The organism is Streptomyces sp. NPDC048291, from assembly GCF_043201715.1.
Classification (GTDB): Bacteria; Actinomycetota; Actinomycetes; order Streptomycetales; family Streptomycetaceae; genus Streptomyces.
On sequence record NZ_JBICZC010000019.1, the window covers coordinates 27,274 to 53,055 of the forward strand.

Annotated in this window: 21 protein-coding genes; 7 read left to right on the forward strand and 14 right to left on the reverse strand. The window is 71.7% G+C overall.

Annotation, left to right across the window (positions count from 1 at the left end):
- Window positions 1–157: 157 nt before the first annotated feature.
- Window positions 158–1,783 carry an MDR family MFS transporter gene (locus tag ACGF5O_RS41945; protein WP_393815204.1) on the reverse strand — a complete coding sequence of 542 codons (1,626 nt, stop codon included), beginning with the start codon at window positions 1,781–1,783 and terminating at the stop codon, window positions 158–160.
- Between the two features lie 148 nt (window positions 1,784–1,931).
- Between ACGF5O_RS41945 and ACGF5O_RS41950 the strand changes: the two genes are divergently transcribed.
- Window positions 1,932–2,528 carry a TetR/AcrR family transcriptional regulator gene (locus ACGF5O_RS41950; RefSeq protein WP_393815205.1) on the forward strand — a complete coding sequence of 199 codons (597 nt, stop codon included), beginning with the start codon at window positions 1,932–1,934 and terminating at the stop codon, window positions 2,526–2,528.
- Between the two features lie 19 nt (window positions 2,529–2,547).
- Here ACGF5O_RS41950 and ACGF5O_RS41955 read toward each other — a convergent pair whose 3' ends face one another.
- Window positions 2,548–3,099, reverse strand: a complete 552-nt coding sequence (locus tag ACGF5O_RS41955) for a M23 family metallopeptidase (protein ID WP_393815206.1) — start codon at window positions 3,097–3,099, stop codon at window positions 2,548–2,550.
- Between the two features lie 383 nt (window positions 3,100–3,482).
- On the opposite strand from ACGF5O_RS41955, the gene ACGF5O_RS41960 reads away from it, so the two are divergent.
- The 3 genes from ACGF5O_RS41960 (at window position 3,483) to ACGF5O_RS41970 (ending at window position 10,392) form a co-directional block, all read left to right on the forward strand.
- Window positions 3,483–6,554, forward strand: a complete 3,072-nt coding sequence (locus tag ACGF5O_RS41960) for an NACHT domain-containing protein (RefSeq protein ID WP_393815207.1) — start codon at window positions 3,483–3,485, stop codon at window positions 6,552–6,554.
- 143 nt (window positions 6,555–6,697) lie between these two features.
- On the forward strand, window positions 6,698–7,300 hold the full coding sequence (locus ACGF5O_RS41965; protein ID WP_393815208.1) for an HAD family acid phosphatase: 603 nt from the start codon (window positions 6,698–6,700) through the stop codon (window positions 7,298–7,300).
- A gap of 47 nt (window positions 7,301–7,347) precedes the next feature.
- A complete protein-coding gene (locus ACGF5O_RS41970; protein WP_393815209.1) occupies window positions 7,348–10,392 on the forward strand; it encodes an NACHT domain-containing protein in 3,045 nt (1,014 codons plus the stop codon).
- A gap of 72 nt (window positions 10,393–10,464) precedes the next feature.
- On the opposite strand, the gene ACGF5O_RS41975 is transcribed toward ACGF5O_RS41970, so the two are convergent.
- The gene (locus ACGF5O_RS41975) at window positions 10,465–12,990 is read right to left on the reverse strand and encodes an ATP-dependent Clp protease ATP-binding subunit (protein WP_362592826.1); all 2,526 of its coding nucleotides are present in this window, start codon (window positions 12,988–12,990) and stop codon (window positions 10,465–10,467) included.
- A gap of 430 nt (window positions 12,991–13,420) precedes the next feature.
- Between ACGF5O_RS41975 and ACGF5O_RS41980 the strand changes: the two genes are divergently transcribed.
- Window positions 13,421–14,095, forward strand: a complete 675-nt coding sequence (locus ACGF5O_RS41980) for an SCO3374 family protein (protein WP_393815210.1) — start codon at window positions 13,421–13,423, stop codon at window positions 14,093–14,095.
- On the opposite strand, the gene ACGF5O_RS41985 is transcribed toward ACGF5O_RS41980, so the two are convergent.
- The 10 genes from ACGF5O_RS41985 to ACGF5O_RS42030 all read right to left on the reverse strand — a co-directional run bounded on the left by ACGF5O_RS41985 (window position 14,074) and on the right by ACGF5O_RS42030 (window position 22,402).
- Entirely contained in the window at window positions 14,074–14,409 is a 336-nt protein-coding gene (locus ACGF5O_RS41985) for an Lsr2 family protein (RefSeq protein WP_093500012.1), read from the reverse strand. The genes ACGF5O_RS41980 and ACGF5O_RS41985 overlap by 22 nt on opposite strands.
- Before the next feature lie 269 nt (window positions 14,410–14,678).
- Window positions 14,679–15,212: an amino-acid N-acetyltransferase gene (locus tag ACGF5O_RS41990; protein WP_362592833.1), complete on the reverse strand. Its 534-nt coding sequence runs from the start codon at window positions 15,210–15,212 to the stop codon at window positions 14,679–14,681.
- 9 nt (window positions 15,213–15,221) lie between these two features.
- Complete coding sequence (locus ACGF5O_RS41995; RefSeq protein WP_393815211.1) at window positions 15,222–15,635, reverse strand: BlaI/MecI/CopY family transcriptional regulator; 414 nt, start codon at window positions 15,633–15,635, stop codon at window positions 15,222–15,224.
- A 165-nt stretch (window positions 15,636–15,800) separates the two neighbouring features.
- Window positions 15,801–15,980, reverse strand: coding sequence for a hypothetical protein (locus ACGF5O_RS42000; RefSeq protein ID WP_393815212.1), 180 nt, complete (start codon window positions 15,978–15,980; stop codon window positions 15,801–15,803).
- An 83-nt stretch (window positions 15,981–16,063) separates the two neighbouring features.
- The gene (locus ACGF5O_RS42005) at window positions 16,064–16,684 is read right to left on the reverse strand and encodes a hypothetical protein (protein ID WP_393815364.1); all 621 of its coding nucleotides are present in this window, start codon (window positions 16,682–16,684) and stop codon (window positions 16,064–16,066) included.
- A 233-nt stretch (window positions 16,685–16,917) separates the two neighbouring features.
- Window positions 16,918–17,715, reverse strand: coding sequence for a type III pantothenate kinase (locus ACGF5O_RS42010; protein ID WP_351714172.1), 798 nt, complete (start codon window positions 17,713–17,715; stop codon window positions 16,918–16,920).
- Window positions 17,716–17,719: 4 nt separating this feature from the next.
- Complete coding sequence (gene nadC / locus ACGF5O_RS42015; protein WP_393815213.1) at window positions 17,720–18,694, reverse strand: carboxylating nicotinate-nucleotide diphosphorylase; 975 nt, start codon at window positions 18,692–18,694, stop codon at window positions 17,720–17,722.
- A gap of 5 nt (window positions 18,695–18,699) precedes the next feature.
- Complete coding sequence (locus ACGF5O_RS42020; protein WP_393815214.1) at window positions 18,700–20,448, reverse strand: L-aspartate oxidase; 1,749 nt, start codon at window positions 20,446–20,448, stop codon at window positions 18,700–18,702.
- On the reverse strand, window positions 20,445–21,446 hold the full coding sequence (panC, locus tag ACGF5O_RS42025; protein ID WP_393815215.1) for a pantoate--beta-alanine ligase: 1,002 nt from the start codon (window positions 21,444–21,446) through the stop codon (window positions 20,445–20,447). Before panC ends, ACGF5O_RS42020 begins: the two co-directional genes overlap by 4 nt.
- Entirely contained in the window at window positions 21,443–22,402 is a 960-nt protein-coding gene (locus ACGF5O_RS42030; protein ID WP_393815216.1) for a Rossmann-like and DUF2520 domain-containing protein, read from the reverse strand. Before ACGF5O_RS42030 ends, panC begins: the two co-directional genes overlap by 4 nt.
- 175 nt (window positions 22,403–22,577) lie before the next feature.
- Here ACGF5O_RS42030 and ACGF5O_RS42035 point away from each other — a divergent pair, with 175 nt between their 5' ends.
- Complete coding sequence (locus ACGF5O_RS42035) at window positions 22,578–23,768, forward strand: threonine aldolase family protein (RefSeq protein ID WP_393815217.1); 1,191 nt, start codon at window positions 22,578–22,580, stop codon at window positions 23,766–23,768.
- A 138-nt stretch (window positions 23,769–23,906) separates the two neighbouring features.
- Window positions 23,907–25,007 (forward strand): DUF5937 family protein, encoded by a 1,101-nt coding sequence (locus tag ACGF5O_RS42040; RefSeq protein ID WP_393815218.1) that lies wholly within the window; start codon window positions 23,907–23,909, stop codon window positions 25,005–25,007.
- Between the two features lie 92 nt (window positions 25,008–25,099).
- On the opposite strand, the gene ACGF5O_RS42045 is transcribed toward ACGF5O_RS42040, so the two are convergent.
- On the reverse strand, window positions 25,100–25,771 hold the full coding sequence (locus tag ACGF5O_RS42045) for a response regulator (RefSeq protein ID WP_393815219.1): 672 nt from the start codon (window positions 25,769–25,771) through the stop codon (window positions 25,100–25,102).
- Window positions 25,772–25,782 lie beyond the last annotated feature (11 nt).

Genomic DNA, 25,782 nt, shown 5'->3' on the forward strand with positions numbered 1-25,782 from the left:
CCCTTCGACCGCCCGCTCCGGGGGCCGCCGCCCCCGCACCCCCGCATCGGCCTGAACGGCCTCGGGGGGCCACCCCCGGCCGGGGGGGGGGGGGGGGGGGGGCCCCGCCGCCCGCCCCCCCCCCCCCCCCCCCCCCCCCCCGCCCCCGCACCCGGTCTCAGATGGCCTCGACCGCCGGCATCGGTCCCGCCTCGTCCGCCTTCTGCGGCCCGCCCCGCAGCGGGACCTCCTTCACGAAGACCGCCGCCACCAGCACCAGCACCGCGATCACGGCACCGAGCAGGAACGCCGAGTGGGTGCCGGCCGACACCGCGTGCTGGTACGCCTCGCGCGCCGCCGCCGGCAGCTTCGCCAGGCTCTTCGCGTCCAGCTGCGCCGACTGCTCGGTGATCTTGGAGCCGAGCGAGCCGGCCCGCTGGGCCATGACGTCCTGGACCCGGTTGTTGAAGATCGCGCCCATGATGGCGACACCGAAGGAGGAGCCGAGGGTCCGGAACAGGGTGGTGGAGGAGGACGCGACGCCCATGTCCTTCATCTCCACGCTGTTCTGCGCAACGAGCATGGTGATCTGCATCAGGCAGCCCATGCCGAGGCCGACGACGGCCATGTACACGCCGGACATGAACCGGGTGGTGTCGGTGTCCATGGTGGACAGCAGGTACAGGCCGATGGTGAGCAGCACACCGCCCGCGAGCGGGAAGATCTTGTAGCGGCCGGTGTTGGTGGTGACCCGGCCGGCGACCATCGAGGTCACCAGCATCGCGCCGAGCATCGGGAGCAGCAGCAGACCGGAGTTGGTCGCGGACGCGCCCTGCACGGACTGCTGGTACAGCGGCAGGAACAGCGTGGCGCCGAACATCACGAAGCCCACGATGAAGCCGATGATCGACATCAGGGTGAAGTTGCGGCTGCGGAAGATGTGCAGCGGCAGGACCGGCTCGGCGGCCTTGGTCTGCCAGAAGACGAAGCCGACCAGGGCGACGACGCCGATGGCGATCAGTTCCATGATCCGCGCGGACGTCCAGGCGTACTGCGAGCCGCCCCAGGTGGTGACCAGCACGATCGAGGTGATGCCGAGGGTCAGCAGACCGGCGCCGAGGTAGTCGATGCGCGTCTTGCTCCGCTTCTTCGGCAGGTGCAGTACGGCGCTGATGGCGGCCAGCGCGACCACGCCGAGCGGCAGGTTGATGTAGAAGGCCCAGCGCCAGCCCCAGTTGTCGGTGATGGTGCCGCCGACCAGCGGACCGCCGATCATGGCGAGCGCCATGACGCCGGCCATCATGCCCTGGTACTTGCCGCGCTCGCGGGGCGGCACGAGGTCGCCGATGATCGCCATGACGCCGACCATCAGACCGCCGGCGCCGAGGCCCTGGACGGCCCGGAACCCGATCAGCTGGCCCATGTCCTGGGCCATGCCGCTGAGCGCGGAGCCGATCAGGAAGATGACTATGGAGGTCATGAAGGCGCCCTTGCGCCCGTACATGTCACCGAGCTTGCCCCAGAGCGGGGTGGAGGCCGCGGTGGCGAGGGTGTAGGCGGTCACGACCCACGACAGGTGCTCCAGGCCGCCCAGCTCACCGACGATGGTCGGCATCGCCGTGCCCACGATCATGTTGTCAAGCATCGCGAGCATCATCGCGACCATGAGCGCGAGCATCACGACCCGTACGCTCCTGGGCTCCTTCTGCGGCGCCTCGGCCGCTGCCGGTGCCCCGGGTGACCCCGGTGTCTCCTGCGTTTCCTGGGTTTCCTGGCCGGTCTCGGCCGCCTGGGTGTCCGCCATCTCTCCCACTCCCCCTGGCGACAGCTACTTACTTGCCGCCCGGCTAGTTCAGTACACTCGGAAGTTAGACCCGTTGCTAGCCGGGCGTCAAGTAAGTTTACTAGCCGGGCGGCAAGCAAGTTTCCGCGGGAGCGCGAGGAGTAAGAGGATGAGCGTCACCATGGACGGCACCAAGCAGCAGCGCCGCGGGAACACCCGCCAGCGCATCCAGGACGTGGCGCTCGAACTCTTCGCCGAGCAGGGCTACGAGAAGACCTCCCTGCGGGAGATCGCCGAGCACCTCGACGTGACCAAGGCGGCCCTGTACTACCACTTCAAGACCAAGGAAGAGATCCTGGTCAGCGTCTTCGAGGACCTGACGCGCCCGATCGGGGACCTGATCGAGTGGGGCAAGGGCCAGCCGCACACCCTGGAGACCAAGCAGGAGATCGTACGGCGCTACCACCAGGCACTGAGCGACGCCGAGCCGCTGTTCCGGTTCATGCAGGAGAACCAGGCGACGGTCCGGGAGCTGCAGATCGGCGACACCTTCAAGGACCGGATGCGCGGCCTGCGGAACATCATCATCGACCCGGACGCGGCGCTGGCCGACCAGATCCGCTGCATCAGCGCGCTCTTCACGCTGCACGCCGGCATGTTCGTCATGCAGGACATCGAGGGCGACCCCCGGGAGAAGCGCGAGGCCGTCCTGGAGGTCGCCGTGGACCTGGTCACCCAGGCCCACCGGGGCTCGCACCCCGCGTGACCGCGCCTTGGGCCGCCCCTTAGAGGGTCACGCCCTTGGCGCGCAGGAAGGCGACGGGGTCGACCGCGGAGCCGTAGTTCGGGGTCGTACGGATCTCGAAGTGCAGGTGCGGGCCGGAGGAGTTGCCGGTGTTGCCGGAGCGGGCGATGTGCTGACCGGTCTTGACGATCTGGCCGACCCTGACGTCGATGCGGGACAGGTGGGCGTACTGCGAGTACTGCCCGTTGCCGTGCCTGACGACGATGGCGTTGCCGTACGCGGGACCGTCACCGGCGCCGTTGCCGCCGGCCTTGACGACGGTGCCGCCGTGCGCCGCGACGACCTCGGTGCCGCTCGGCACCGCGAAGTCCTGACCGCTGTGCCGGGCGGCCCACATGCCGCCGGCCTGGTTGAAGCTCGCGGAGAGCGAGTACTTCTTGACCGGGTCGACCCAGGCCGCGGCGCTGGAGGTGGCGGCCGACGCGATCCCGGATCCCACCACGGCCGTGACCCCGACGCCGGCGGCCAGAACGGCGGCCCGCTTGCGGAGCGAGGACGTACGGGGGGAACGGAGAGCGGCGCGCAGGGACATCAAAACCTCGTGGAGTAGACGACAGGACCCCCCTCCGGCACCGGCCCACAGGGGGCGGCCACCGAACGGGGCCATCCCTTGGTAACCCGGAGGCAGGCCTTCGCCCAACCCCCCGCAGCTACGAGGCTTGCTAGTAAGAAACCCAGGAATTGACTGTTTCTTGACAGACCCCTCCCGGGCACCCAACCCCGCCCCGGCCTCGGCACCTCACCTCCGGGCTCGCACCAAAAGTCCCTTCCAGCCCGATATCACCCTCTACTATCCCTCTTGGTAAGGGCCGTTTCACCCGTGCGGTATGTCACCGGCCCCCGCGATCCGCATCCGCCGGAATGTGACGGGCACTACGCTGACCGGCATTCGCACGGCTACGGGGGTGGGCGCGGATGGATCCGGCGGTACTCGGCACGAAACTCGCGTCGAGCCTTGTCGCTCCGCTGGTGAAGCGTCTCTTCGTCCGTGACGCGGCCGGCGCCGGCCTGGTGGAACGGCCCGTGCGGGTGTCCGCCCTGGTGTCCTTCCGGGGTGAGAAGCGCACCCTGTCCGAACCGGACGTACACAAGATCGCCGGTGTCCTCGTCCGTGAGGCGCTGCGGTCCCCGGGGGAGCTCCCCTTCCCGGCGGACGAGGAGACTGCCGTCACCGACGCCCTCGCCCGTACCCTGCTCGCGCTCGGCACCCTCGACATGGACGACGTCCAGGCGGTCCGCCTCGGTCACGGCGAGCTCGCCCGGGAACTGCTGCGCCGGGCTCCGGCGGAAGAGCTCTCCGCCGACGCCGAGTACTTCCTGCGTTCGGCCACCGAGTGGGCCTGCGTGCATGTGATCGACTTCTTCACCCGGCGCTCCTCCTTTGTCGCCCGCACCCTGGTGGAACAGGTCCGTGGCCAGGCCGAACTGATCTCCCGGGTGGACGAGCTGATCGCCCGCACCCCCCGCCAGGACGGGCGCGACAGCGCGTTCGAGCGCCGCTACCTCGCCTACATCGCCAAGAAGCACAGCAAGCTGTTCATCTACGGCATCGACCTGATCAACTCACCCGGCCGCTGGCCACTGGATGCCGCGTACCTGAGCCTGCAGGCGACCGCGCCCAGCGGCCTGGCCGAGGAGATCGTCTATTTCGACACGGCCCGGCGGAACGCGGAACGGACCCTCATCGCGGCGGAGAACGCGTTACGGCAGGCGGCGACCACAGGCCTGAGCCAGGCCGCACGGGAGCGCGCCCACCAGGCCAGGGCCACCCTCGAACACGCCGTCCACCGCACCGCCTCCCTGGCCGCCCTGCACCAGACCTCCCGCATCCCGCTCCCGGCGGACGAGGCGCTGGCCGACCACGAGCGCATCATGCTGCGGGGGGAGGCCGGATCGGGCAAGACCACCCTCGTCCAGTGGCTGGCCGTCTCCGCCGCCCGCCCCACCGGCCCCACCGGCCCCACCGGCCCCACCGGCGACAGCGGCGACAGCGGCGACAGCGGGCGCATGACGTATCTGCGCGACCGGATCCCCTTCGTCCTGCCGCTGCGGTCCCTGACCCGGCACGGGGGACGGCTGCCCGCGCCCCGGCACTTCCTCGACGCGGTGGGCGCGGCGATCGCCGGGGAGCAGCCGGCCGGCTGGGAGGCACGCGTGCTGACCGCCGGCCGGGGGCTCGTCCTCGTCGACGGGATCGACGAGGTGCCGGAGGCCGAGCGGGCGCTGGCCCGGGCCTGGCTCGTGGACCTGGTCGACGCCTATCCGGGCAACCGCTGGCTGGTCACCTCCCGGCCCTCGGCCGTCAGGGAGGACTGGCTGGCGGACGCGGCCTTCACCGAACTGGTGCTGTCCCCGATGCGGCCGGAGGACGTGGTCTCCTTCGTCCGCCGCTGGCACACCGCCGCCCGGCCGGCCGCACCGGGGGAGGACGGCGACCTCGACCGGTACCAGGCCCAGCTGATCCATGCCGTGCGCGCGAAACCCGATCTCGGCCGGCTCGCCACCAACCCCCTCATGTGCGGGCTGATCTGCGCCCTGCACCGCGACCGCCGCGGCTTCCTCCCGCTCGGCCGCAAGGAGCTGTACGAGGCCGCGCTCACCATGCTGCTGGCCCGCCGCGACCGGGAGCGCGGGATGCCGAGCCCGGAACTGCGGGAGGAACCGCAGTTGCAGATCCTGCAGCGGCTGGCGTACTGGCTCATCAAGGACGGCCGGACCGAGATGGCCCGCGAGCGGGCCGTCGCCGAGATCGACAAGGCGCTGCCCGCCCTGCCCGAAGCGGCCGCGCTCGGCGACGCCGACACGGTGCTGGCCCACCTGCTGAACCGCAGCGGTCTGCTGCGCGCCCCGTCCACCGACACCATCGACTTCTGCCACCGCACCTTCCAGGACTTCCTGGGCGCGCGGGCCCTGCTCGACGAGGGCACCTTCGGGATGGTCCACAAGCATGCCGACGACGACCAGTGGGAGGACGTCATCCGCATGGCGGTGGCCCAGGGCCGGCCGCGCGACCGCGGTGAGATCCTGGGCGAGTTGCTGCGCGCGGACTCCCCGCGCGCCCTGCTGCTCGCCGCGTCCTGCCTGGAGCAGGCCACCGAGCTGGACCCGTCGGTGCGCACCGCCATCGAGAACGGTGTCGCCGGGCTGGTGCCCCCGCCCGACCTGGAGTCCGCCTACGAACTGGCCGCCGTCGGCCCCCTCATCCTCGACTTCCTGCCCGCCCCTCGGCAGCTCGCCTCCTCCGGGGAGGAGACGGGCGCGGGCGACGGCGCCGCCGAGGCGGCCCACCTGTGCGTCATCACCGCCTCGCTGATCGGCACCGACACGGCGATCCCGTACCTCGCGGAGTTCGCCGGCCACCCCTCCTGGCGGGTCCGCAAGCAGCTCTCGGGCTCCTGGCACCGGTTCGACACGGAGGTCTACGGGCGGGAGGTGATCGCCCGGCTCCGCCACGACGACCTGTACCTGGTCGCGCACTCCGCCGCCGAACTCGCGGCCGTCCGCGCGATGGGCGGCCGCCCCTGGATGCAACTGGAGGGCGACTTCGCCCCGGAGGACCTGGCAGCCCAGCTGGACCCGGACCAGCTGACCCGGCTCGACCTGCGCGGCACCGTCCGGGACCTGTCGGTCCTGGCCCGCTTCCCGCGACTGGAGACGCTGTACGTCACCGAATGCCCGCCCGAGGTCTTCCTCGCCGGCCTGGCCGAGCTGCCGCTGCTCACCAAGGCCGGACTGTCGGCCCAGCACGTGGCGGTCTCCGCGCAGGCCGGGCTCGTCCTCCCCCGGATCACCACTCTGCACGTCTATGACCTCGGCACGGAGCGGCAGTTGAGGTCCCTGCCGCCCGTCTTCCCGGCGCTGCGCGTGCTGCGCCTCATGCTGCGACCGGGCTACGACCCCCGCAAGGACAGCGGGCTGCTGACCGAGCTCTTCCCCGGCGTGTCGGTACGGGTGGCCGAGGCGGCCCGTCGCGGCAACCACGAGTGATTTCCCCGGCCCATTCCGTGTGACCGGCCTCTCAGTCGGCATTACCCTCCAGTAACCCCGCGGTTCCCCCCGCGCCACCCGAGCCTCAGATCATGCACCTGCCATCAGGTACGCGTACGGACGTGAGAGGACACCCCACACCGATGACCACAGGCACCTGGATCCGCCGCACAGCCGTCACCGCAGTCTCCGTGGCCGCGCTCGCCGGGATGGCCGCGCCGGCCCAGGCCGCGACGGAGACCAGCTCCACCACGGTCGACTACGCCACCTGGCAGCAGGACTGCCAGTCCGTGATGGACCAGGCCCTGCCCTACCTGAAGAGCCGGATCGCCGCCGCGAAGCCGGGCGAGAAGCAGGCGATCGTCTTCGACATCGACAACACCACGCTGGAGACCGACTTCGGCTTCAGCTACCCCCAGCCGGCCAACAAGCCGGTCCTGAACGTCGCCGAGTACGCCCAGGAGCACGGCGTCTCGCTGTTCTTCGTCACGGCCCGCCCCGGGATCATCTACCTGCCCACCGAGTGGAACCTCGAACACGACGGCTACCAGGTCTCCGGCCTCTACGTCCGCGGCTTCCTCGACCTGTTCAAGGACGTCGCCGCCTACAAGACCGCCCAGCGCGTCGACATCGAGAACAAGGGCTACGACATCATCGCGAACATCGGCAACAGCGCCACCGACCTCTCGGGCGGCCACGCCGACAAGACGTTCAAGCTGCCGGACTACAACGGCCAGCTGTCGTAACCCACCGCTAGGCTCCATCTGTTCGCGGAATTCACGGGGGTGGGCGGATGGAGCCGGCGGTACTCGGCGGCAAGCTGGTGTCGAGCCTGATGGGCCCACTGCTGAAGAAACTGTTCGTGGCGGACGGGCCGGGCGCGGGGCTGGTGGACAGGCCGGTGCGGCTGAAGAGCCTGGTGTCCTTCCGCGGCGAGAAGCGCGCACTGGTCGAGAAGGACGTGCACAAGCTCGCCGAGCACCTGGTCCGGCAGGCGGTCGACTCACCCGGTGAGCCGCCCTTCCGGACCGGGGAACAGATCGCCGTCGCCGACGCGCTGGCCCGCAGACTGCTCGCGCTCGGCGATCTCGACATGGACGACGTGCAGGCGGTCCGGCTGGGCCACCTCGAACTGGCCGCGAAGCTGAAGCACGCGGCGCCCGCGCCCGACGGCCTCTCCTCCGACGCCTGCCACTTCCTGGACTCCGCGACCGAGTGGGCCTGCCTGCAGATCCTGGAGTTCTTCACCCGCCGCTCCACCTTTGTGACCCGCACCCTGGTGGAACAGGCCCGGGCCCATGGCGAACTCATCGCCAAGGTCGACGAGCTGCTCGCCCGCTCACCGCGCCCCGACGCCGCCGACACCGCCTTCGAGCGCCGCTACCGCGCCTACGTCGCCGAGCGCCACAACCACATCACCATCTACGGCATCGACCTGCGGGACTCCCCCGACCGCTGGCCGCTCGAAGTGGCCTATCTGAGCCTGGAGGCGACGGCCGCCGACGAGGGCTCCTCCCCGGGAGACACCCCCGTCACCCGTCAGCTGCCGGCCGAGGAGGCCCTGCTCGCCCACGACCGCGTCCTGCTGCGCGGCGACGCGGGCTCCGGCAAGACGACGCTGGTCCAGTGGCTGGCGGTGACGGCGGCCCGCGAGGGCACGCTCATCCCGTACGTCCTCCCGCTGCGCACCCTGATCCGCGGTGCCTCCGCCTTCCCGGCGCCCGCCGCCTTCCTGGCCGCGGTCGGCAGCCCGCTGTCCGCGCCCGAGGGCTGGGCGGAACGCGTCCTGGCGGCGGGCCGGGCCCTGGTCCTCGTGGACGGCCTGGACGAGATCCCCGACGCCGACCGCAACCGCGCCCGGGACTGGCTGGGCTCCCTCCTCCACGCCTTCCCGGGCAACCGCTGGCTGCTGACCTCCCGGCCGACCGCGGTCCGCTCCGACTGGCTCGCCCCGGAGGGCTTCGGCGAACTGAGCCTCGCCCCCATGCGCCGCACGGACGTGGCGACCTTCGTCCACCGCTGGCACACGGCGGCCCGGGCCCCGGAGTTCGAGGGCCCGCTCCTCGACTCCCTGCGCACCAAACGCGACCTGGCCCGGCTCGCCACCAACCCCCTGATGTGCGGCCTGATCTGCGCCCTGCACCGGGAGCGCCGCGGCTACCTCCCCACCGGCCGCAAGGAGTTGTACGACGCCGCCCTCGCCATGCTGCTGACCCGCCGGGACCGCGAGCGCGGCATGGGTGCCGTGGACGAGGTGGAGCTGGGCGAGGAGGCCCAGCTGGAGCTGCTCCAGCGCCTCGCCTACGCGCTGGTGCTGAGCGGCCGTACCGAGATGGACCTGGAGACGGCCGAGGCGATCGTGGACCGCTGTCTGCCGTCCGTCGCGCTGCCCGGCGGCCGGGACGCGCCGACCGTGCTGCGCACCCTGCTCCTGCGCAGCGGCACGGTCCGCCAACCCGCCCCCGGGGTACTGGACTTCGTGCACCGCACCTTCCAGGACTACCTGGGCGCGCGGTACGCGGTGGAGGAGGGCCACCTGGACGTCCTCGCCGGCCACGCGGACGACACCCAGTGGGAGGACGTGATCCGCATGGCGGTGGCCCACGCCCGGCCCCGGGAACGGGCGGCTCTGCTACGACAGTTGCTGACGCGGGACGTTCCCCGGCTGACCCTGCTCGCGCTGGCCTGCCTGGAGCACGCGGCGGCGCTGGACGCGGGCGTCCGGGCGGAGGTGGAACGGCGGGCGGCCGAGCTGATCCCGCCGCCGACCGCCGAGGACGCGAAGGCGCTGGCGGAGGCCGGGCCGCTGGTGCTGGAGCTGCTGCCGGGACCCGAGGGGCTGACGCGGCAGGAGGCGCTGGGCGTCACGATCACCGCCTCGGTGCTCGGCGCCGAGGAACCGGAGGGGGCCCTCGCGGTGCTGCGCCGGTTCCGCGGGCATCCGGATCTGGAGGTGCGCCGGCAGCTCGCGGGGACCTGGAGCCGCTTCGACACCGTGACCTACGCGGCGGAGGTGCTGGACCACCTGGACCGGGAGCAGCTCTTCGTGCGCTGCGAGTCCGCCGGGCAGCGGGCGGCGCTGGCCGGGATGCGGCCCTGGCAGGGCCTCGCGTTCCTGGGCGCGCACTCCGCCGAACAGATCCTGGCCGCCGTGACCGAGGCGGAGGCCCTGCTCTACCTCGACCTGCGGGACAACCCGCTCCTCACGGACCTGGGCGCGCTGCCGCGCTTCGGGTCCCTGCGCACGCTGATGCTGGCCCGCTGCCCCGAGGTGCGGCACCTGGAACGGCTCGCGGAACTCCCGCTGGCCGAGCTCGTCTGCGGGCAGATAGCCGATGTCACCGGCCTCGGGACACTCCGCACGCTGACCCGGCTCACCGTGGAGCAGGAACTGCCGGGCGAGAGCCTCACCGACGTCCTGCCCGTCGGGGCGGAGCTGGAGTTCCTGTTCCTCGGCCGGAGCAGCACCGACCGCACCGGCCTGCGGGGCCTGGAGCACTGGAGCAGCCTCACGGACCTCAGCCTCGGACCGCTGACGAGGGAACTGTCGGCGGCCGACTGGCAGGCGGTGACCGGACTGCCGGGGCTGCGGACCCTGCATCTGAACGCGCGGATCCTGCGGGAGCTGCCGCTCTCCGTCGCTCGCATGCCGGAACTCTCCGGCGTCGAGGTACTGCGCGTCCCCGGGCTGCTCGGCACCGAGGACTTCTCCGTCCTGGCCCGTCGGCTGCCTGCGGTGCGCTCCGTGATCCTGCAGAACATGCCGGGGCACGTCTTCTCCCCGGACCTCGTTTCGGAGCACTTTCCCGAGGCGGACGTCACCCGGGTGAAACGCTGACATGGGGCCGGTGCTGAAAGCACCGGCCCCATGTCACTCGGCTTCAGGCCCGCGGCCTCGCGGACCCGAGGCTTACGCCTCCTTGCTCAGGTTCGGCCCGGCACCGCCGGCCGCCTGCTCGATCGGCGGGACGTCGGGGAGGGCCGACTTCTCCTCGCCGCGGAAGGTGAAGGTCTTGGTGTCGCCCTCGCCCTCCGTGTCGACGACCACGATGTGACCGGGGCGCAGCTCGCCGAAGAGGATCTTCTCCGAGAGCGTGTCCTCGATCTCGCGCTGGATCGTGCGACGCAGCGGACGCGCGCCCAGCACCGGGTCGTAGCCCTTCTTGGACAGCAGCTCCTTGGCGGACTGGGAGAGCTCGATGCCCATGTCCCGGTCCTTGAGGCGCTCGTCCACCTTGCCGACCATGAGGTCGACGATGCGCAGGATGTCCTCCTGCGTCAGCTGCGGGAAGACGACCACGTCGTCGACGCGGTTGAGGAACTCGGGCCGGAAGTGCTGCTTGAGCTCGTCCTGGACCTTGTTCTTCATGCGCTCGTAGTTGGACTTCGTGTCACCCGTGGCCGCGAAGCCCAGGTTGAAGCCCTTGGAGATGTCCCGGGTGCCGAGGTTGGTCGTCATGATGATGACCGTGTTCTTGAAGTCCACGACCCGGCCCTGGGAGTCGGTCAGGCGACCGTCCTCCAGGATCTGCAGCAGGCTGTTGAAGATGTCCGGGTGGGCCTTCTCCACCTCGTCGAAGAGGACGACGGAGAACGGCTTGCGGCGGACCTTCTCGGTCAGCTGGCCGCCCTCTTCGTAGCCCACGTAGCCGGGGGGCGAACCGAAGAGCCGCGACACCGTGTGCTTCTCGCTGAACTCCGACATGTCGAGGGAGATCAGCGCGTCCTCGTCACCGAAGAGGAACTCGGCGAGGGCCTTGGACAGCTCGGTCTTACCGACACCGGACGGGCCGGCGAAGATGAACGAGCCACCGGGGCGCTTCGGGTCCTTCAGACCGGCACGCGTACGGCGGATCGCCTTCGACAGCGCCTTGACGGCGTCGACCTGGCCGATGACCCGCTTGTGGAGCTCGTCCTCCATGCGCAGCAGACGGGAGGACTCCTCCTCGGTCAGCTTGAAGACCGGGATGCCGGTGGCCGTGGCCAGGACCTCGGCGATCAGCTCGCCGTCGACCTCGGCGACGACGTCCATGTCGCCGGCCTTCCACTCCTTCTCCCGCTTGGCCTTGGCGGCCAGGAGCTGCTTCTCCTTGTCGCGGAGGGAGGCGGCCTTCTCGAAGTCCTGCGAGTCGATCGCGGACTCCTTGTCCCGGCGGACGGCGGCGATCTTCTCGTCGAACTCGCGGAGGTCCGGCGGCGCGGTCATCCGGCGGATGCGCATCCGGGAACCGGCCTCGTCGATCAGGTCGATCGCCTTGTCCGGCAGGAAGCGGTCCGAGATGTACCGGTCGGCCAGGGTGGCGGCCTGGACCAGCGCCTCGTCCGTGATGGAGACCCGGTGGTGGGCCTCGTACCGGTCACGCAGACCCTTGAGGATCTCGATCGTGTGCGGCAGGGACGGCTCGGCGACCTGGATGGGCTGGAAGCGGCGCTCGAGGGCCGCGTCCTTCTCCAGGTGCTTGCGGTACTCGTCCAGGGTGGTGGCACCGATGGTCTGCAGCTCACCGCGGGCCAGCATCGGCTTCAGGATCGAAGCGGCGTCGATGGCGCCCTCGGCGGCACCCGCACCGACCAGCGTGTGCAGCTCGTCGATGAACAGGATGATGTCACCGCGGGTGCGGATCTCCTTGAGCACCTTCTTCAGGCGCTCCTCGAAGTCACCGCGGTAGCGGGAGCCGGCGACCAGGGCGCCGAGGTCCAGGGTGTAGAGGTGCTTGTCCTTGAGGGTCTCGGGCACCTCGCCCTTGACGATGGCCTGGGCGAGGCCCTCGACGACGGCGGTCTTGCCGACGCCGGGCTCACCGATCAGGACCGGGTTGTTCTTGGTACGGCGGGACAGCACCTGCATGACCCGCTCGATCTCCTTCTCGCGCCCGATGACCGGGTCGAGCTTGGACTCACGAGCGGCCTGGGTGAGGTTCCGGCCGAACTGGTCGAGGACCAGGGACGTCGAGGGGGTGCCCTCAGCAGGGCCGCCCGCGGTGGCGGTCTCCTTGCCCTGGTAGCCGGAGAGCAGCTGGATGACCTGCTGCCGCACCCGGTTGAGATCGGCACCCAGCTTGACCAGGACCTGGGCGGCGACGCCCTCGCCCTCGCGGATCAGGCCGAGCAGGATGTGCTCGGTGCCGATGTAGTTGTGGCCGAGCTGAAGGGCCTCGCGGAGCGACAGCTCCAGGACCTTCTTGGCACGGGGGGTGAAGGGGATGTGCCCGGACGGGGCCTGCTGGCCCTGGCCGATGATCTCCTCCACCTGCTGGCGGACCGCCTCGAGCGAAATCCCGAGGCTCTCAAGGGCCTTGGCGGCGACACCCTCACCCTCGTGGATCAGGCCCAGGAGGATGTGCTCGGTGCCGATGTAGTTGTGGTTGAGCATCCGGGCTTCTTCCTGAGCCAGGACGACAACCCGCCGCGCGCGGTCGGTGAACCTCTCGAACATCGTTAATCGCTCCTCAGAGCGGTCAGGCAGTGGGGGGAACTTCCCCTCCCTGTCCTTCCGCAGCTTAGTCCCGCAAGCGGGGACCGCTCATTCCAACTGCCGACACCGTCGATGGCCTCCTGACCCCGAACGCCGACATCTGCTCCAACCCGATGGTGCGAGACGATGTTCCCGCAGGCCAGGCAGTTACCCCTTCCGCCAGTACGCCGATGGCGAACGTGAGACGGCCTCGCCTGCGTGTCGCCCCCTCCCACTAGGGATGTCTTACCCGCAGCTACTGACAGTCCATGCCGCGTGTCCCCGGTCCCTCCGCTACGGGCGAACAACCTTGCGTCCCTCCGGACCTCCGCACAACCCCTCGTCGGGCACCATGTGCAGTCGTACGCACACCCAGCGTAACCCTGGTGGCCTCCGGACGGTTGCGCCTGGCATGGCTGGCACAGCACCTCTGGCCGCTTCAACGGTCCCTCACCCCCGTCGTCCGTCCGAGTCCGCTTCCGGGTGCGGCGCCGGTTCCGGCGCCGTCCGGCACTGGTACGAGAACGATCTGGGATGGGCAACGGTGCCCGCGGCGCCCGGAGAGCCGCTACGGCTGGTCACGGGCGTGCGTTTCGACGTGCTGGAGGTGCCGGCGCGGGCGGGGGTGCGGGCGCTCGGGCACCTGGCGCCGGGCTCTCCGGTGGCCCTTCAGGGCGACCGGATGCGGCTGCTGGTGGCGGCGGGCAGCGCGGAGGAGCTGCCGGGGCTGCTGGCCTGGCTGGAGTGGGGCGCACCGGCCCTCGATCTCGATCTGCGGGCGCTGGGCGCCGGGGGCGCGATGGACGCTCCGGCACGGCCCGGCCCGGCCGTCACCGGGATCCGGCCGCCTTCCGGATCCGCCGGGGGCCCGGGCGGGCCCGTACAGGGGGCCGCCGCCTGGTTGCGGCCCCCCGAGTCGGGGTGCGAGGTCGAGGCCTCGCTGCCGACGCTGTCGGCCATGGGGGGCGTTGGAAGCGCCCCCGATCTCGTACGGCTGGTGAACACGGTGGCCACGGAGTGCCACCGGGTCCGGCTGCGGCGCGTGGGCCGCGGGCCGGAGAACAATCAGGCGTTCGCGTCCTCGTAGGCCTGGCGGATCGTCGCCGGAACACGGCCACGGTCGTTGACGTCGTAACCGTTCTCCTTGGCCCACGCGCGAATCTGCGCGGTGTCCTGGCTGCCGCCGGAAGCCGCACGGGCCTTTCCGCGTCCGCCCGAAGCACGGCCACCGGTACGCCGGCCGCCCTTGACATACGGGTCGAGAAGGCCGCGCAGCTTGTCCGCATTGGCGGTCGTGAGGTCGATCTCGTACGTCTTGCCGTCCAACGCGAACGTCACGGTCTCGTCCGCCTCGCCGCCGTCGAGGTCGTCGACAAGAAGGACCTGAACCTTCTGTGCCACCGGATTTCCTTTCATCGATAACTTCAGGGCCGGGGTGTGCGGCGCCCGCCGTTTCGCCGCCCCCTGTTATATGCAGTACTGCAGTACGTCGGAAAGCAAACCGCTTTTGCGGGAAAAACACAAACCCCTGGGAGAGGCCGAGGGGCCCGCTCCCACCCGGAAACATGCGCGTTTCGGACATAGGGCACCTGGGCAAGGGGGGACCCCCGGAATAGCGGGCCGATCTCCGGCCTCCGATGACCCTTGTCCGCCGCGATCCCTCTCGGCGATCACAGATGCAGAAGCATCCGGCTGTTGCCCAAGGTGTTCGGTTTCACTCGTTCGAGTCCGAGGAACTCCGCGACTCCCTCGTCATAGGAACGCAGCAGCTCCGCGTAGACATCGGTGTCCACGGGTGTCTCGCCGATCTCCACGAAGCCGTGCTTCCCGAAGAACTCGACTTCGAAGGTCAGACAGAAAACACGGCGAACACCGAGCCAACGTGCGGTCTCCAGCAACTTCTCCAGCAACTGATGACCGACACCGGCGCCCTTGAGCCCCCGGTTCACCGCGAGAGTGCGCACTTCCGCGAGGTCTTCCCACATCACGTGCAGTGCGCCGCAGCCGACCACCTCGGCGTTGTCGTCGCGTTCCGCGACCCAGAACTCCTGGATGTCCTCGTAAAGCGTCACCATGGCTTTGTCGAGCAGGATGCGGTCGCGAACGTACACGTCGAGGAGGCGGCGCACGGCCGGGACATCGCTGGTCCGGGCCCGCCGGACGGTGATGGCTTTTGCGGTGACTTCGGGGCGCGTCGCTGACATGAGCGGACGCTATCGCCCGCCGGCGTCCGCGGCGGAGCCGGGGTTCTCCTCTTGCGGAGCTTCCCGCTCTTCCCGCTCTTCGTGCCGTTCCCGGCTATCCGGGCCCTGCACGATGCGTACCGCGTCCTGCAGGGCCCGCCGCTGTTCGTCGCTCATCATCCCGAAGAAGGCGACGAGTGCGGCGGCCGGGTTGTCACTCTGCGACCAGGCGTCGTTCATCAGGGCGGCGGCGTAGGCGGCCCGGGTGGAGACGGCCTCATATCGATAGGCGCGCCCTTCGGCCTCCCGCCGGACCCAGCCCTTCTGATGGAGATTGTCCAAAACGGTCATCACCGTGGTGTACGCGATGGACCGTTCCTGCTGAAGGTCTTCCAGGACTTCTCGAACGGTCACCGGGCGGTTCCACTTCCACACCCGCGTCATGACCGCGTCTTCGAGTTCTCCCAATGGGCGAGGCACAGCTCAGAACAATAGTGGGAGATCCCGGCAATGGCGTGCCGGACGTGCACTTTCACCGACAAAGGCGAACAAAAGGGGCGCGCGACTCGGAAAGTGCGGTACGCGCGCGGGAGGGATGCGGCCCGGCCCTCAGACGCCGTCGGGCTTGGAGACGGCGGTCCGGCGGGCGTTCTCCGCGAAGGCCGCGTCGACGGCGGCGTCCTCCTTGGCCTTGGCGGCCCCGCCCTGGGTCTTCACGATCACCCGGACCAGACCGATGAAGAAGACGGCCATGACGACCGGAGGAATGAGCGCGGAGACGTAGTCCATGGGTCCAGGGTAGCCACGGAGTACCAGGCGAAAGGGGCGGGGTGGGCGAACCACTCCGCGACCCCCCGCCAGCTGCCGTTTTCTCAGCCCGCGGCGAGTTGCTGCGGGGGCCCGGCCGGCGGCGCGGCGGGGGGCCTGCGGCGCGGGAAGACCTCGCCCGGCGTGGGGATGGGCCGTTTCGGCGTGGCGGGCTCGGGAGCCGCGGGCCGCGGGGCGGGCCGCTCCGCGGGCTTCTCCCCGGGCTTCTTCTCCGGCTCGTCGGCCACCCCGCCCGGCAGGGCCGTCAGCCGGACCCTGGAGCCCGGAACGGCCGGCGCCGGTACCTTCCGCGCAGCCTGGGCGAGCCGGGCCCGCACATCGCGCTCGGCGAGGTCCTGGCAGCGGACGAGCAGGGCGGCGGCGCCGGCGTTCCCGCGCAGCGTCCGCAGCGCGGCGAGGTCGTCCGGGGTGGGCCGGTGCCCGGCCCCCAGCGCCTCCTCCAGGAGGGCGAGGTAACCGGCGACGGTCCCCGGCAGGGCGGCACGGTACCGGGCCAGATCGGCCACCAGGAAGGCACGCAGCCGGGCCCCCTCGCCGATCGCCTCGTCGAGCGACTCGGCGAGCCGGTGACAGTCCTTGACGTCCTCGGCGGAGACGGGACCGGGGTGAAGGGCGAGGGCGAGAGCACGGCGGAGCACACGCAGCTCCTCCGCACCGAACGCCATGCCGCCGCGGGATCCGTATGGCGTGGGCATGGACCGAAGATACGCGTAAATCAGACAAACTCGACATAGGGGGCGGGGCGTGGCGCGACACGGCCACCCACCTGGACGGCGCTTGCGGACGAAAGCCGGTCCGCACACCCTCCAGCCCGTCCGGCGTTTGAGGACGAGGCCGGAGGCCGAAGCGGGGGTCCGGGGGCGGCAGCCCCCGAAGGCGGCCGCCCCCACCCCACGGCTCACATCCGCGACACGTTCCGCTCGTACACCAGCCGCAGCCCCACCAGCGTCAGCCACGGCTCGTGCTCGTCGATCACCGAGGACTCCCCGAGGACCATCGGCGCCAACCCACCGGTGGCGATCACCGTCACGTCGTCCGGATCGTCCGCGAGCTCCCGCGCCATCCGGCCGACCACCCCGTCGACCTGCCCGGCGAACCCGTACACGATGCCCGCCTGCATGGCCTCCACCGTGTTCTTGCCGATCACGCTCCGCGGCCGGGCCACCTCGATCTTCCGGAGCTGGGCGCCCCTGACGCCCAGCGCCTCCACGGAGATCTCGATACCGGGCGCGATCACGCCCCCGACGTACTCCCCGCGCGCGGACACCGCGTCGAAGGTCGTGGCCGTCCCGAAGTCGACGACGATCGCCGGCCCGCCGAACAGTTCGACGGCGGCGACCGCGTTGATGATCCGGTCGGCGCCGACCTCCTTGGGGTTGTCGGTGAGGATCGGCACCCCGGTCTTCACCCCCGGTTCCACCAGCACCGCCGGCACGTCGCCGTAGTAGCGCCGGGTGACCTCGCGCAGTTCGTGCAGCACGCTCGGCACGGTCGCGCAGATCGCGATCCCGTCGATGCCGTCGCCGAGCTCGTCGCCGAGCAGCGGGTGCATGCCCATCAGGCCCTGGAGGAGCACCGCCAGCTCGTCGGCGGTACGGCGCGCGTCCGTGGAGATGCGCCAGTGCTCGACGATGTCCTCGCCGTCGAAGAGCCCGAGGACGGTGTGTGTGTTGCCGACGTCGATCGTGAGGAGCATGGGGTCACTCCGCCTCGCGCAGGTCCAGGCCGATGTCCAGGATCGGCGAGGAGTGGGTGAGGGCGCCGACGGCCAGGAAGTCCACGCCGGTGTCGGCGTACGCCCGCGCGTTGTCCAGCGTGAGCCGCCCGGACGCCTCCAGGAGCGCGCGCCCGTCGACGATCGCGACGGCCTCCTCGCACTCCATCGGCGTGAAGTTGTCCAGCAGGATCAGGTCGGCGCCCGCGTCGACGACCTCGCGCAGCTGGTGCAGGGTGTCGACCTCGACCTCGATCGCCAGCTCCGGGAACGCCTCCCGTACCGCCTTGAAGGCCTGGGCGACGCCGCCGGCGGCGACCACGTGGTTGTCCTTGACCAGGGCCGCGTCGGAGAGCGACATGCGGTGGTTGGCGCCGCCGCCGCTGCGCACCGCGAACTTCTCCAGGGACCTGAGCCCCGCGGTGGTCTTGCGGGTGTCCCGCACGCGTGCCCGGGTGCCGTCCAGGGCGTCCGCCCACGCGCGCGTGGCGGTCGCGATGCCGGACATCCGGCACAGCAGGTTCAGCGCGCTGCGCTCGGCGGTGAGCAGGTCGCGGGTGCGGGTGGTGATCGACAGCAGCGGCTGCCCGGCCTCGACCCGGTCGCCGTCCTCGACGTGCCGTTCGACCTCGAACTCGTCGGTGCAGACCACGGAGACCACGGCCTCGGCGACCCTGAGGCCCGCGACGACACCGGCCTCGCGCGCGACGAAGTCGCCGGTCGCCACCGCGTCCTCGGGGATGGTCGCGACGGTGGTCACGTCCACGCCGCCCGCCAGGTCCTCCTGGATCGCCACGTTGGCGATGTCCTCGACCTCGACGGGGTCGAGCCCGGCGGCGGCCAGCAGTTCGGCGAGCGCGGGGTCGAGCCCGCACTCCAGATACTCCTCGTCGCCCTCGGCGCCACAGGCACAGCCGTCGCCGCAGCCGCCGTCGGCGAGGGGAAGGTCGTTGGTGCTCACGTCTGTCACTGCTCCTGGTGTGGCTGGTGCGGCCGGGTAGGGGGGAAGTCTGCGGTGTCGGTGGTGCCGACGGCCAGCGTGCGGTCCGGATTCAGCCGTACGACGATGTGGCGCCCCCATCGGGCGTCGTCGCGGTCGGCGTGGTCCTCACGCCAGTGGCAGCCGCGGGTCTCCTCGCGGCGGCGGGCCGCCTCGACGAGCACGCGCGCGACGCACAGGAGGTTGGTGGCCTCCCAGGTGTCGACGCCGGGCTCGGCGGTCTTGCCGTTCTCGTCCAGGGCGTCGCGGGCGTCCGTGTGCAGCCGCTGGAGCTGTGCGGCGGCCCTGGCCAGGGACTCCTCGGAGCGCAGCACGCCGGCGCCCTCGGTCATCGTCCGCTGGATGGCGAAGCGGGCCTCGGGGGCGAGCAGCGGGTGCGCGGGCTTCTCGGGGTGCGGCACCGGTGCGGGCACGCGCGCGTGCAGGCCGTGCTCCGCGCGGGCCGCCGTGATGTCGGCGGCGATCCGCTCGGCGTAGACGAGGCCTTCGAGGAGGGAGTTGGAGGCGAGCCGGTTCGCGCCGTGCACGCCGGTGCACGCGACCTCGCCGCACGCGTAGAGCCCGGGCACGGTCGTGCGCCCGCGTGCGTCGGTGCGCACGCCCCCGGAGGCGTAGTGCGCGGCGGGCGCTATCGGGATGGGCTCGGTGACCGGGTCGATGCCGTTGGCCCGGCAGGCGGCCAGGATGGTCGGGAACCGGTGCTCCCACATGTCGGCGCCGAAGTGCCGGGCGTCGAGGTACATGTGCTCGGCGTCGTGCTCCTGCATGCGCCGCATGATGCCCTTGGCGACGACGTCCCGGGGCGCCAGTTCGGCGAGTTCGTGCTGCCCCACCATGAAGCGCACGCCGTCGGCGTCGACCACGTGGGCGCCCTCGCCGCGCACCGCCTCGGAGACCAGCGGCTGCTGGCCCTCCGCGTCCGGGCCGAGGAAGAGCACGGTCGGGTGGAACTGCACGAACTCCAGGTCGCTGACCTCCGCGCCGGCCCGCAGGGCCAGCGCCACGCCGTCGCCGGTCGACACCGACGGGTTGGTGGTCGCGGAGAACACCTGGCCCATGCCGCCGGTGGCGAGGACCACCGCGGGGGCGTGCACGGCGCCCACGCCGTCGTGCTGGCCCTCGCCCATGACGTGCAGGGTGACACCGGCCGTACGGCCCTCGGCGTCGGTCAGCAGGTCCAGGACGAGCGCGTTCTCGAAGGTGCGCAGGCCACGCGCGCGTACCGCCTCCACGAGGGCCCGGGAGACCTCGGCGCCGGTGGCGTCGCCGCCCGCGTGCGCGATCCGGCGCCGGTGGTGGCCGCCCTCACGGGTGAGGTCGAGGCCGCCCTCGGCGGACTCGTCGAAGATGGCGCCGGTGTCGATGAGCCGCCCCACCGCGCCGGGGCCCTCGGTGACGAGGATCCGTACGGCGTCCTCGTCGCAGAGGCCGGCGCCGGCCACCAGGGTGTCCGCGAGGTGCTGCTCGGGGGTGTCGCCCTCGCCGAGGGCGGCGGCGATGCCGCCCTGCGCCCAGCGAGTGGAGCCGTCGTCCAGGCGGGCCTTGGTGACGACGACCGTGGTGAGCCCGGCGGCCTGGCAGCGCAGGGCCGCGGTGAGGCCGGCCACCCCGGACCCGACGACGACCACGTCCGCCGAGATGCTCCACCCGGGGGCGGGCGCGTGCAGCCGTATGCCGGTGCTGGTGCCTGTGCTGCTGGTGCCTGTGCTGGTCACGAGGCGGCTCCGAGGGTTCCGAAGGTGAGCGGAAGGTTGTCGATCAGCCGGGTCGTGCCGACCCGGGCGGCGACGGCGAGGACGGCCTCTCCGGTGAAGTCGTCGTCGATCTCGGTGAAGTCGGACGGGTCGACCAGGGCGAGGTAGTCCAGTTCGAGCGGCGGGTCGTAGTGGACGGCCTCGTCCAGGACCTGGCGGGCGGCCGCGCGGACCGCCGCGGCGGCGTTCGGCACGGCCTTGGCGACGGCGTGCGCGTCGGCGGCGGCGCGGGACTCGCCTATGGCGCTGAGCGCCTCGGCGCGCGCCCGGCTGGACGGCACCTCCAGCGCCCGCGCGCGCAGCGCCTCCTGCGCCGCGTGCCGGTCGCGGCCGGCGAACAGCGCGCGCGACAGCGTGAGGGCCGTGCGCCGGTCGTCGGTGGACAGGTAGCGGTTGCGGCTGGACAGCGCGAGCCCGTCGGACTCGCGCACGGTCGGTACGCCGACGATCTCGATGCCGAAGTTCAGGTCGCGCACCATGCGCCGGATCACGGCGAGCTGCTGGGCGTCCTTCTGCCCGAACAGGGCCGCGTCGGGCCGGGTGAGGTGCAGCAGCTTGGCGACGACGGTGAGGACGCCGTCGAAGTGCCCGGGGCGGGAGGCGCCCTCCAGGAGCGTGCCCATGGGCCCTGCGGTGACCCGCACCTGGGGTTCCCCGCCCGGGTAGACCTCGTCGGCGAAGGGCGCGAACACCACGTCCGCACCGGCCTGCTCGGCGATCTTCAGGTCGGCTTCCAGGGTGCGCGGGTAGCGGTCGAGGTCCTCGCCCGCACCGAACTGGAGCGGGTTGACGAAGACCGTGACGACGACCTCGCCGTCCGGGCCGGCGATCTCGCGCGCGGCGCGGACCAGGGTGGCGTGGCCCTCGTGCAGGGCGCCCATGGTCATCACGACGGCGCGGCGGCCGTGCCGCACGCGCGCGTGCAGTTCCTCGGCGGTACGCAGCAGGGCGGTGCTCATCGGGGGTTCCCCTCCGTGCCGTTGGTGCCGGTCGTGCCGCCGCCGGCGCCGTCGGCACTGTTGGCGAGGACGTCGAGCAGGTCCTCGGCGAGCTCCGGCTTCAGCAGGCCGTGCGCGAGCGCCCGGTCGGCCGTCGCACGGGCCATCGCCAGGTAGCCGTCGACGGCCCGCGGGGCGTGCCTGCGCAACTCCGTGACGTGCGCGGCGACGGTGCCCGCGTCCCCGCGCGCGACCGGCCCGGTCAGTGCCGCGTCACCGGAGCGCAGGGCGTTGTCCAGGGCGGCGCCGAGCAGCGGGCCGAGCATCCGGTCGGGGGCCTCCACGCCGGCGGTGCGCAGCAGCTCCATGGCCTGGGCGACCAGGGTGACCAGGTGGTTGGCGCCGAGGGCGAGGGCCGCGTGGTAGAGCGGACGGTTCTCCTCGAAGATCCACTCCGGTTCGCCGCCCATCTCGATGACCAGGGCCTCGGCGGCCAGCCGCAGCTCCTCGGGCGCGGTCACCCCGAACGAGCAGCCCGCCAGCCGCTGCACGTCCACCGGCGTCCCGGTGAAGGTCATCGCCGGGTGCAGGGCCAGCGGAAGCGCGCCCGCGCGCAGGGCCGGGTCCAGGACCTTCGCGCCGTACCGCCCGGAGGTGTGCACGAGCAGCTGGCCGGGGCGTACGGCGCCGGTCTCGGCGAGGCCGGCGACCAGGCCGGGCAGGGCGTCGTCGGGGACGGTCAGCAGGACCAGTTCGGCGCGCTGGAGGACCTCGGCGGGGGGTACCAGCGGGACGTCGGGCAGCATCGCCTCGGCGCGCCGCCGGGAGGCGTCGGAGACCCCGGAGACGGCCACCGGGCGGTGCCCGGCGAGCTGCAGGGACGCGGCCAGCGCAGGGCCCACCCGGCCGGCTCCGACAACGCCGACGGTGAGCCGCGCGGGGCGGTCACTGGGGTCTGGCTGTTGGACTGTACTCACGCGAGGGTGGCCTTCCCGTTCCAGTCCGCTCTGGGTACCGGACGATTTCTCGTCATGTTAACGCTATCCGGTCCGGGGCCGATCGGCCGTCCACAGGCTGTGGGTGACGGGTCACACCGCCGGTGCGGAAGAAAATGACGGGCCCCGGTCGACGTGCCACGGCATCATCCACGGCATGAGTGATACGGCCACGGCCCAGGACGAGCAGCCCGAGGAATCCCTGTCGGCAAAGGACCGGATGCGGGAGCGGCGCTCCGCCGCCTACCGGGGTGCCACACGCATCCTCGCGCGCGAGGGCGTGCGGGCCTCGCTCCGCGAACGGCTCGCGCGGCTCCAGGAGGCCGCCCCCGAGGTGTACGACCTGGACGAACCGTCGGACATCTACGGCAACGGGATCGTCGAGGCCCTGGAGCGGCGCGTCGCGGCGCTGCTGGGCACGGAGGCCGCCGCGTTCTTCCCGACCGGCACGATGGCCCAGCAGGTCGCCCTGCGCTGCTGGGCGGCCCGCACCGGCAACCCCACGGTCGCCCTGCACGCCCTCGCCCACCCCGAGCTGCACGAGCGCAACGCCTTCCGCGAGGTGGCCGGCCTGCGCACGGTGCGCGTCACCGGTGAGCCCCGGCTCCCCACCGCCCAGGAGATACGCGACTTCGCGGAGCCCTTCGGGGCGCTGATGCTGGAGCTGCCCCTCAGGGAGGCCGGCTTCGTGCTGCCTTCCTGGGAGGAGCTCACGGAGCTGGTGGAGGCGGCCCGGGAGCGCGACGCGGTGGTGCACTTCGACGGCGCGCGCCTGTGGGAGTCCACCGTCCACTTCGGGCGCACCCTGCCCGAGATCGCGGACCTGGCGGACAGCGTCTACGTGTCGTTCTACAAGTCCCTGGACGGCTTCGGCGGCGCCGCGCTGGCCGGCCCGAAGACGCTGGTCGAGGAGGCGAAGACCTGGCGCCACCGCTACGGCGGCATGGTCTTCCAGCAGTTCCCGACCGCCCTGTCGGCCCTGGCCGGCCTGGACCGCGAACTGCCCCGCCTCCCGGACTACGTCCGCCACGCGCGCGTGGTCGCCACGGCCCTGCGGGACGGCTTCGCAGGGTCGGGCGTCCCCTGGTTCCGCGTCCACCCCGAGGAACCCCACACCCACCAGTTCCAGGTCTGGCTGCCGTACGACACCGACACCCTGCTGGAGACCGCCCTACGCCAGGCCGAGGAGACCGGCACCTACCTCTTCTCCGGCTTCTGGGCCCAGGAGGGCCCGGGCCTGTCGATGACCGAGGTCACGGTGACGGAGGCGGGCCTGGAGTGGACACCGGAGGACGTGCGGACAGCGGTCGCGGACTTCGTGGCACGGCTGTCTGTAACGCCCCTCTAGGGGCGCGGGGAACTGCGCGGGCAACCACCCACGACCCGCACCCGCCACCGAACCGCACCGCACCGCACCGCACCGCACCGCACCGGCACCCCGGTAGGCGCCCGGCCCACCGGCTTCCGGGAGATACAGGATGGTGACATGAGCGTACGTATCGACATCCCGGGCCTACGGCCCGAGAGCGTCGCCGTCGTGCCCTCCCCGCTGGCCGAGCTCGGCATGGCCCTGCACGCGCTGTCCGAGCCGGGCCACCACCCCGGCCAGCGGGGCTGGGCGACCGGCGTGACCGCCCGCATGGAGCCGCATCTGGCCGACCGGATGTGCGAGGCGGACTTCCTGTGGCGGACGACGTTCTCGGACCTGTTCCTGCCGTACGCGGGGGTGCCGGACGCCCTCCCGGCCGGCACCCTCGTGGCGGAACTCGACCAGCTGGACAAGCTGACGGACGAACAGTTCGTCGACGCGGCCATGGAGTTCACGTGCGTACTGACGTACGCCACGCAGGCACCGGCCCTCCTGTCGGATCCCGCCGGGCGCCGCCGGGCGCTGGAGGTGGCCGCCTCCCGGGGCCCGCAGCAGGTCCGGTTCGCCCAACGGCTGCTCGACGACCCGCCGAGCGTGCGCGCGTGGCTGCGCCGGTTCCTGGAGGACTGCGCCGAGGCGTTCTTCGACGAGACCTGGTCACGGCTGCGCCACCAGCTGGCGGCCGATGCCCGGCACAAGACGGAGCTGCTGCGCCACAAGGGGCTGGCCGAGGCGCTCGCGGCGGTCTCGCCCGTCGTGACGCTCGACGGGGCGGGCGCGCGGATCACCGTGGACAAGATCACCGACGGCCACGCGCGCGTGGCCGCGGACGGCCTGCTGCTGGTGCCCACGAGCCTGGGCTGGCCGCACCTGATGGTGCTGCACCGCTACGGGTGGCAGCCGGTGCTGCACTATCCGGTCGGCTCGCCGGAGCTCGCCGCGCCCGCGTCCGTGGAGGAGCTGACGCTGCGGATGGCCGCGCTGTCGCATCCCGTGCGGATGCGGCTGTGCCGGTATCTGGCGCGCAGCGCGTACACCACCAGCGAGCTGGCGCAGGTGCACGGGTTGTCGGCGCCGGAGGTGTCCCGGCACCTGGGCGTGCTCAAGAGGGCGGGTCTGGTCACGACGCGCCGCCGCGGGCGGTACGTCCTGCACCAGCTGGACGTCACGGTCGTCGCCCGGCTCGGCAGCGACTTCCTGGAGGGCATCCTCCGGTAGCGGGCCGCGCCAGGTCGTCGGTCGTCCGCAGTACCGTCGTGGTCGCTCGCGCAGTTCCCCGCGCCCCTTGCAGGGCGCTTCAACGGTGCGCTTCAGTGGCCGCCGCCCGCTCGCACCAGCCCGGTCTCGTAGGCCAGGACGACCACCTGGACGCGGTCGCGGAGTCCGAGCTTGGTCAGGATGCGGCCCACGTGGGTCTTCACGGTCGCCTCGGACAGCACCAGGCGGCTCGCGATCTCGCCGTTGGACAGGCCCTGCGCGACCAGCACCATGACCTCGCGCTCGCGCTCGGTGAGCCGCTCCAGTTCCTGGTGCCGGGGCTCCTTGCCGGCGGAGGGCAGCATCGGCGCGAAACGGTCGAGGAGGCGCCGGGTCGTGGAGGGCGCGACGACGGCGTCGCCGCTGTGCACGGAACGGATGGCGGCCAGCAGTTCGCCCGGGGGCACGTCCTTGAGCATGAAGCCGGAGGCGCCCGCCTTCAGCCCCGAGAAGGCGTACTCGTCGAGGTCGAAGGTGGTCAGGATGAGCACCTTGGGCGGGTCGGGCTGCTCGCAGATGCGCCGGGTGGCCTCCACGCCGTCCAGCTTGGGCATGCGCACGTCCATCAGGACGACGTCCACGGCGGTGGATCTCAGCACCTGGAGGGCCTCGACGCCGTCGCCCGCCTCCGCGACGACCTCCATGTCCGGCTGGGCCGCGAGCACCATCCGGAACCCGGTGCGCAGCAGCACCTGGTCGTCGACGAGCATCACGCGGATCGTCATCGGGTCCTCTT

Bases quoted from the DNA above. Each gene is read 5' to 3' on its own strand.
- ACGF5O_RS42045 (WP_393815219.1), bottom strand. From the start codon at position 25,771: ATGACGATCCGCGTGATGCTCGTCGACGACCAGGTGCTGCTGCGCACC.
- ACGF5O_RS41960 (WP_393815207.1), top strand. From the start codon at position 3,483: ATGGATCCGGCGGTACTCGGCACGAAACTCGCGTCGAGCCTTGTCGCT.
- ACGF5O_RS41995 (WP_393815211.1), bottom strand. From the start codon at position 15,635: ATGACGCGGGTGTGGAAGTGGAACCGCCCGGTGACCGTTCGAGAAGTC.
- ACGF5O_RS41950 (WP_393815205.1), top strand. From the start codon at position 1,932: ATGAGCGTCACCATGGACGGCACCAAGCAGCAGCGCCGCGGGAACACC.
- ACGF5O_RS42005 (WP_393815364.1), bottom strand. From the start codon at position 16,684: ATGGCGTTCGGTGCGGAGGAGCTGCGTGTGCTCCGCCGTGCTCTCGCC.
- ACGF5O_RS41990 (WP_362592833.1), bottom strand. From the start codon at position 15,212: ATGTCAGCGACGCGCCCCGAAGTCACCGCAAAAGCCATCACCGTCCGG.
- ACGF5O_RS41945 (WP_393815204.1), bottom strand. From the start codon at position 1,783: ATGGCGGACACCCAGGCGGCCGAGACCGGCCAGGAAACCCAGGAAACG.
- ACGF5O_RS42040 (WP_393815218.1), top strand. From the start codon at position 23,907: ATGAGCGTACGTATCGACATCCCGGGCCTACGGCCCGAGAGCGTCGCC.
- ACGF5O_RS41980 (WP_393815210.1), top strand. From the start codon at position 13,421: ATGGCTGGCACAGCACCTCTGGCCGCTTCAACGGTCCCTCACCCCCGT.
- ACGF5O_RS41955 (WP_393815206.1), bottom strand. From the start codon at position 3,099: ATGTCCCTGCGCGCCGCTCTCCGTTCCCCCCGTACGTCCTCGCTCCGC.
- panC (WP_393815215.1), bottom strand. From the start codon at position 21,446: ATGAGCACCGCCCTGCTGCGTACCGCCGAGGAACTGCACGCGCGCGTG.
- ACGF5O_RS42035 (WP_393815217.1), top strand. From the start codon at position 22,578: ATGAGTGATACGGCCACGGCCCAGGACGAGCAGCCCGAGGAATCCCTG.
- ACGF5O_RS42000 (WP_393815212.1), bottom strand. From the start codon at position 15,980: ATGGACTACGTCTCCGCGCTCATTCCTCCGGTCGTCATGGCCGTCTTC.
- ACGF5O_RS41965 (WP_393815208.1), top strand. From the start codon at position 6,698: ATGACCACAGGCACCTGGATCCGCCGCACAGCCGTCACCGCAGTCTCC.
- ACGF5O_RS42010 (WP_351714172.1), bottom strand. From the start codon at position 17,715: ATGCTCCTCACGATCGACGTCGGCAACACACACACCGTCCTCGGGCTC.
- ACGF5O_RS41970 (WP_393815209.1), top strand. From the start codon at position 7,348: ATGGAGCCGGCGGTACTCGGCGGCAAGCTGGTGTCGAGCCTGATGGGC.
- ACGF5O_RS41975 (WP_362592826.1), bottom strand. From the start codon at position 12,990: ATGTTCGAGAGGTTCACCGACCGCGCGCGGCGGGTTGTCGTCCTGGCT.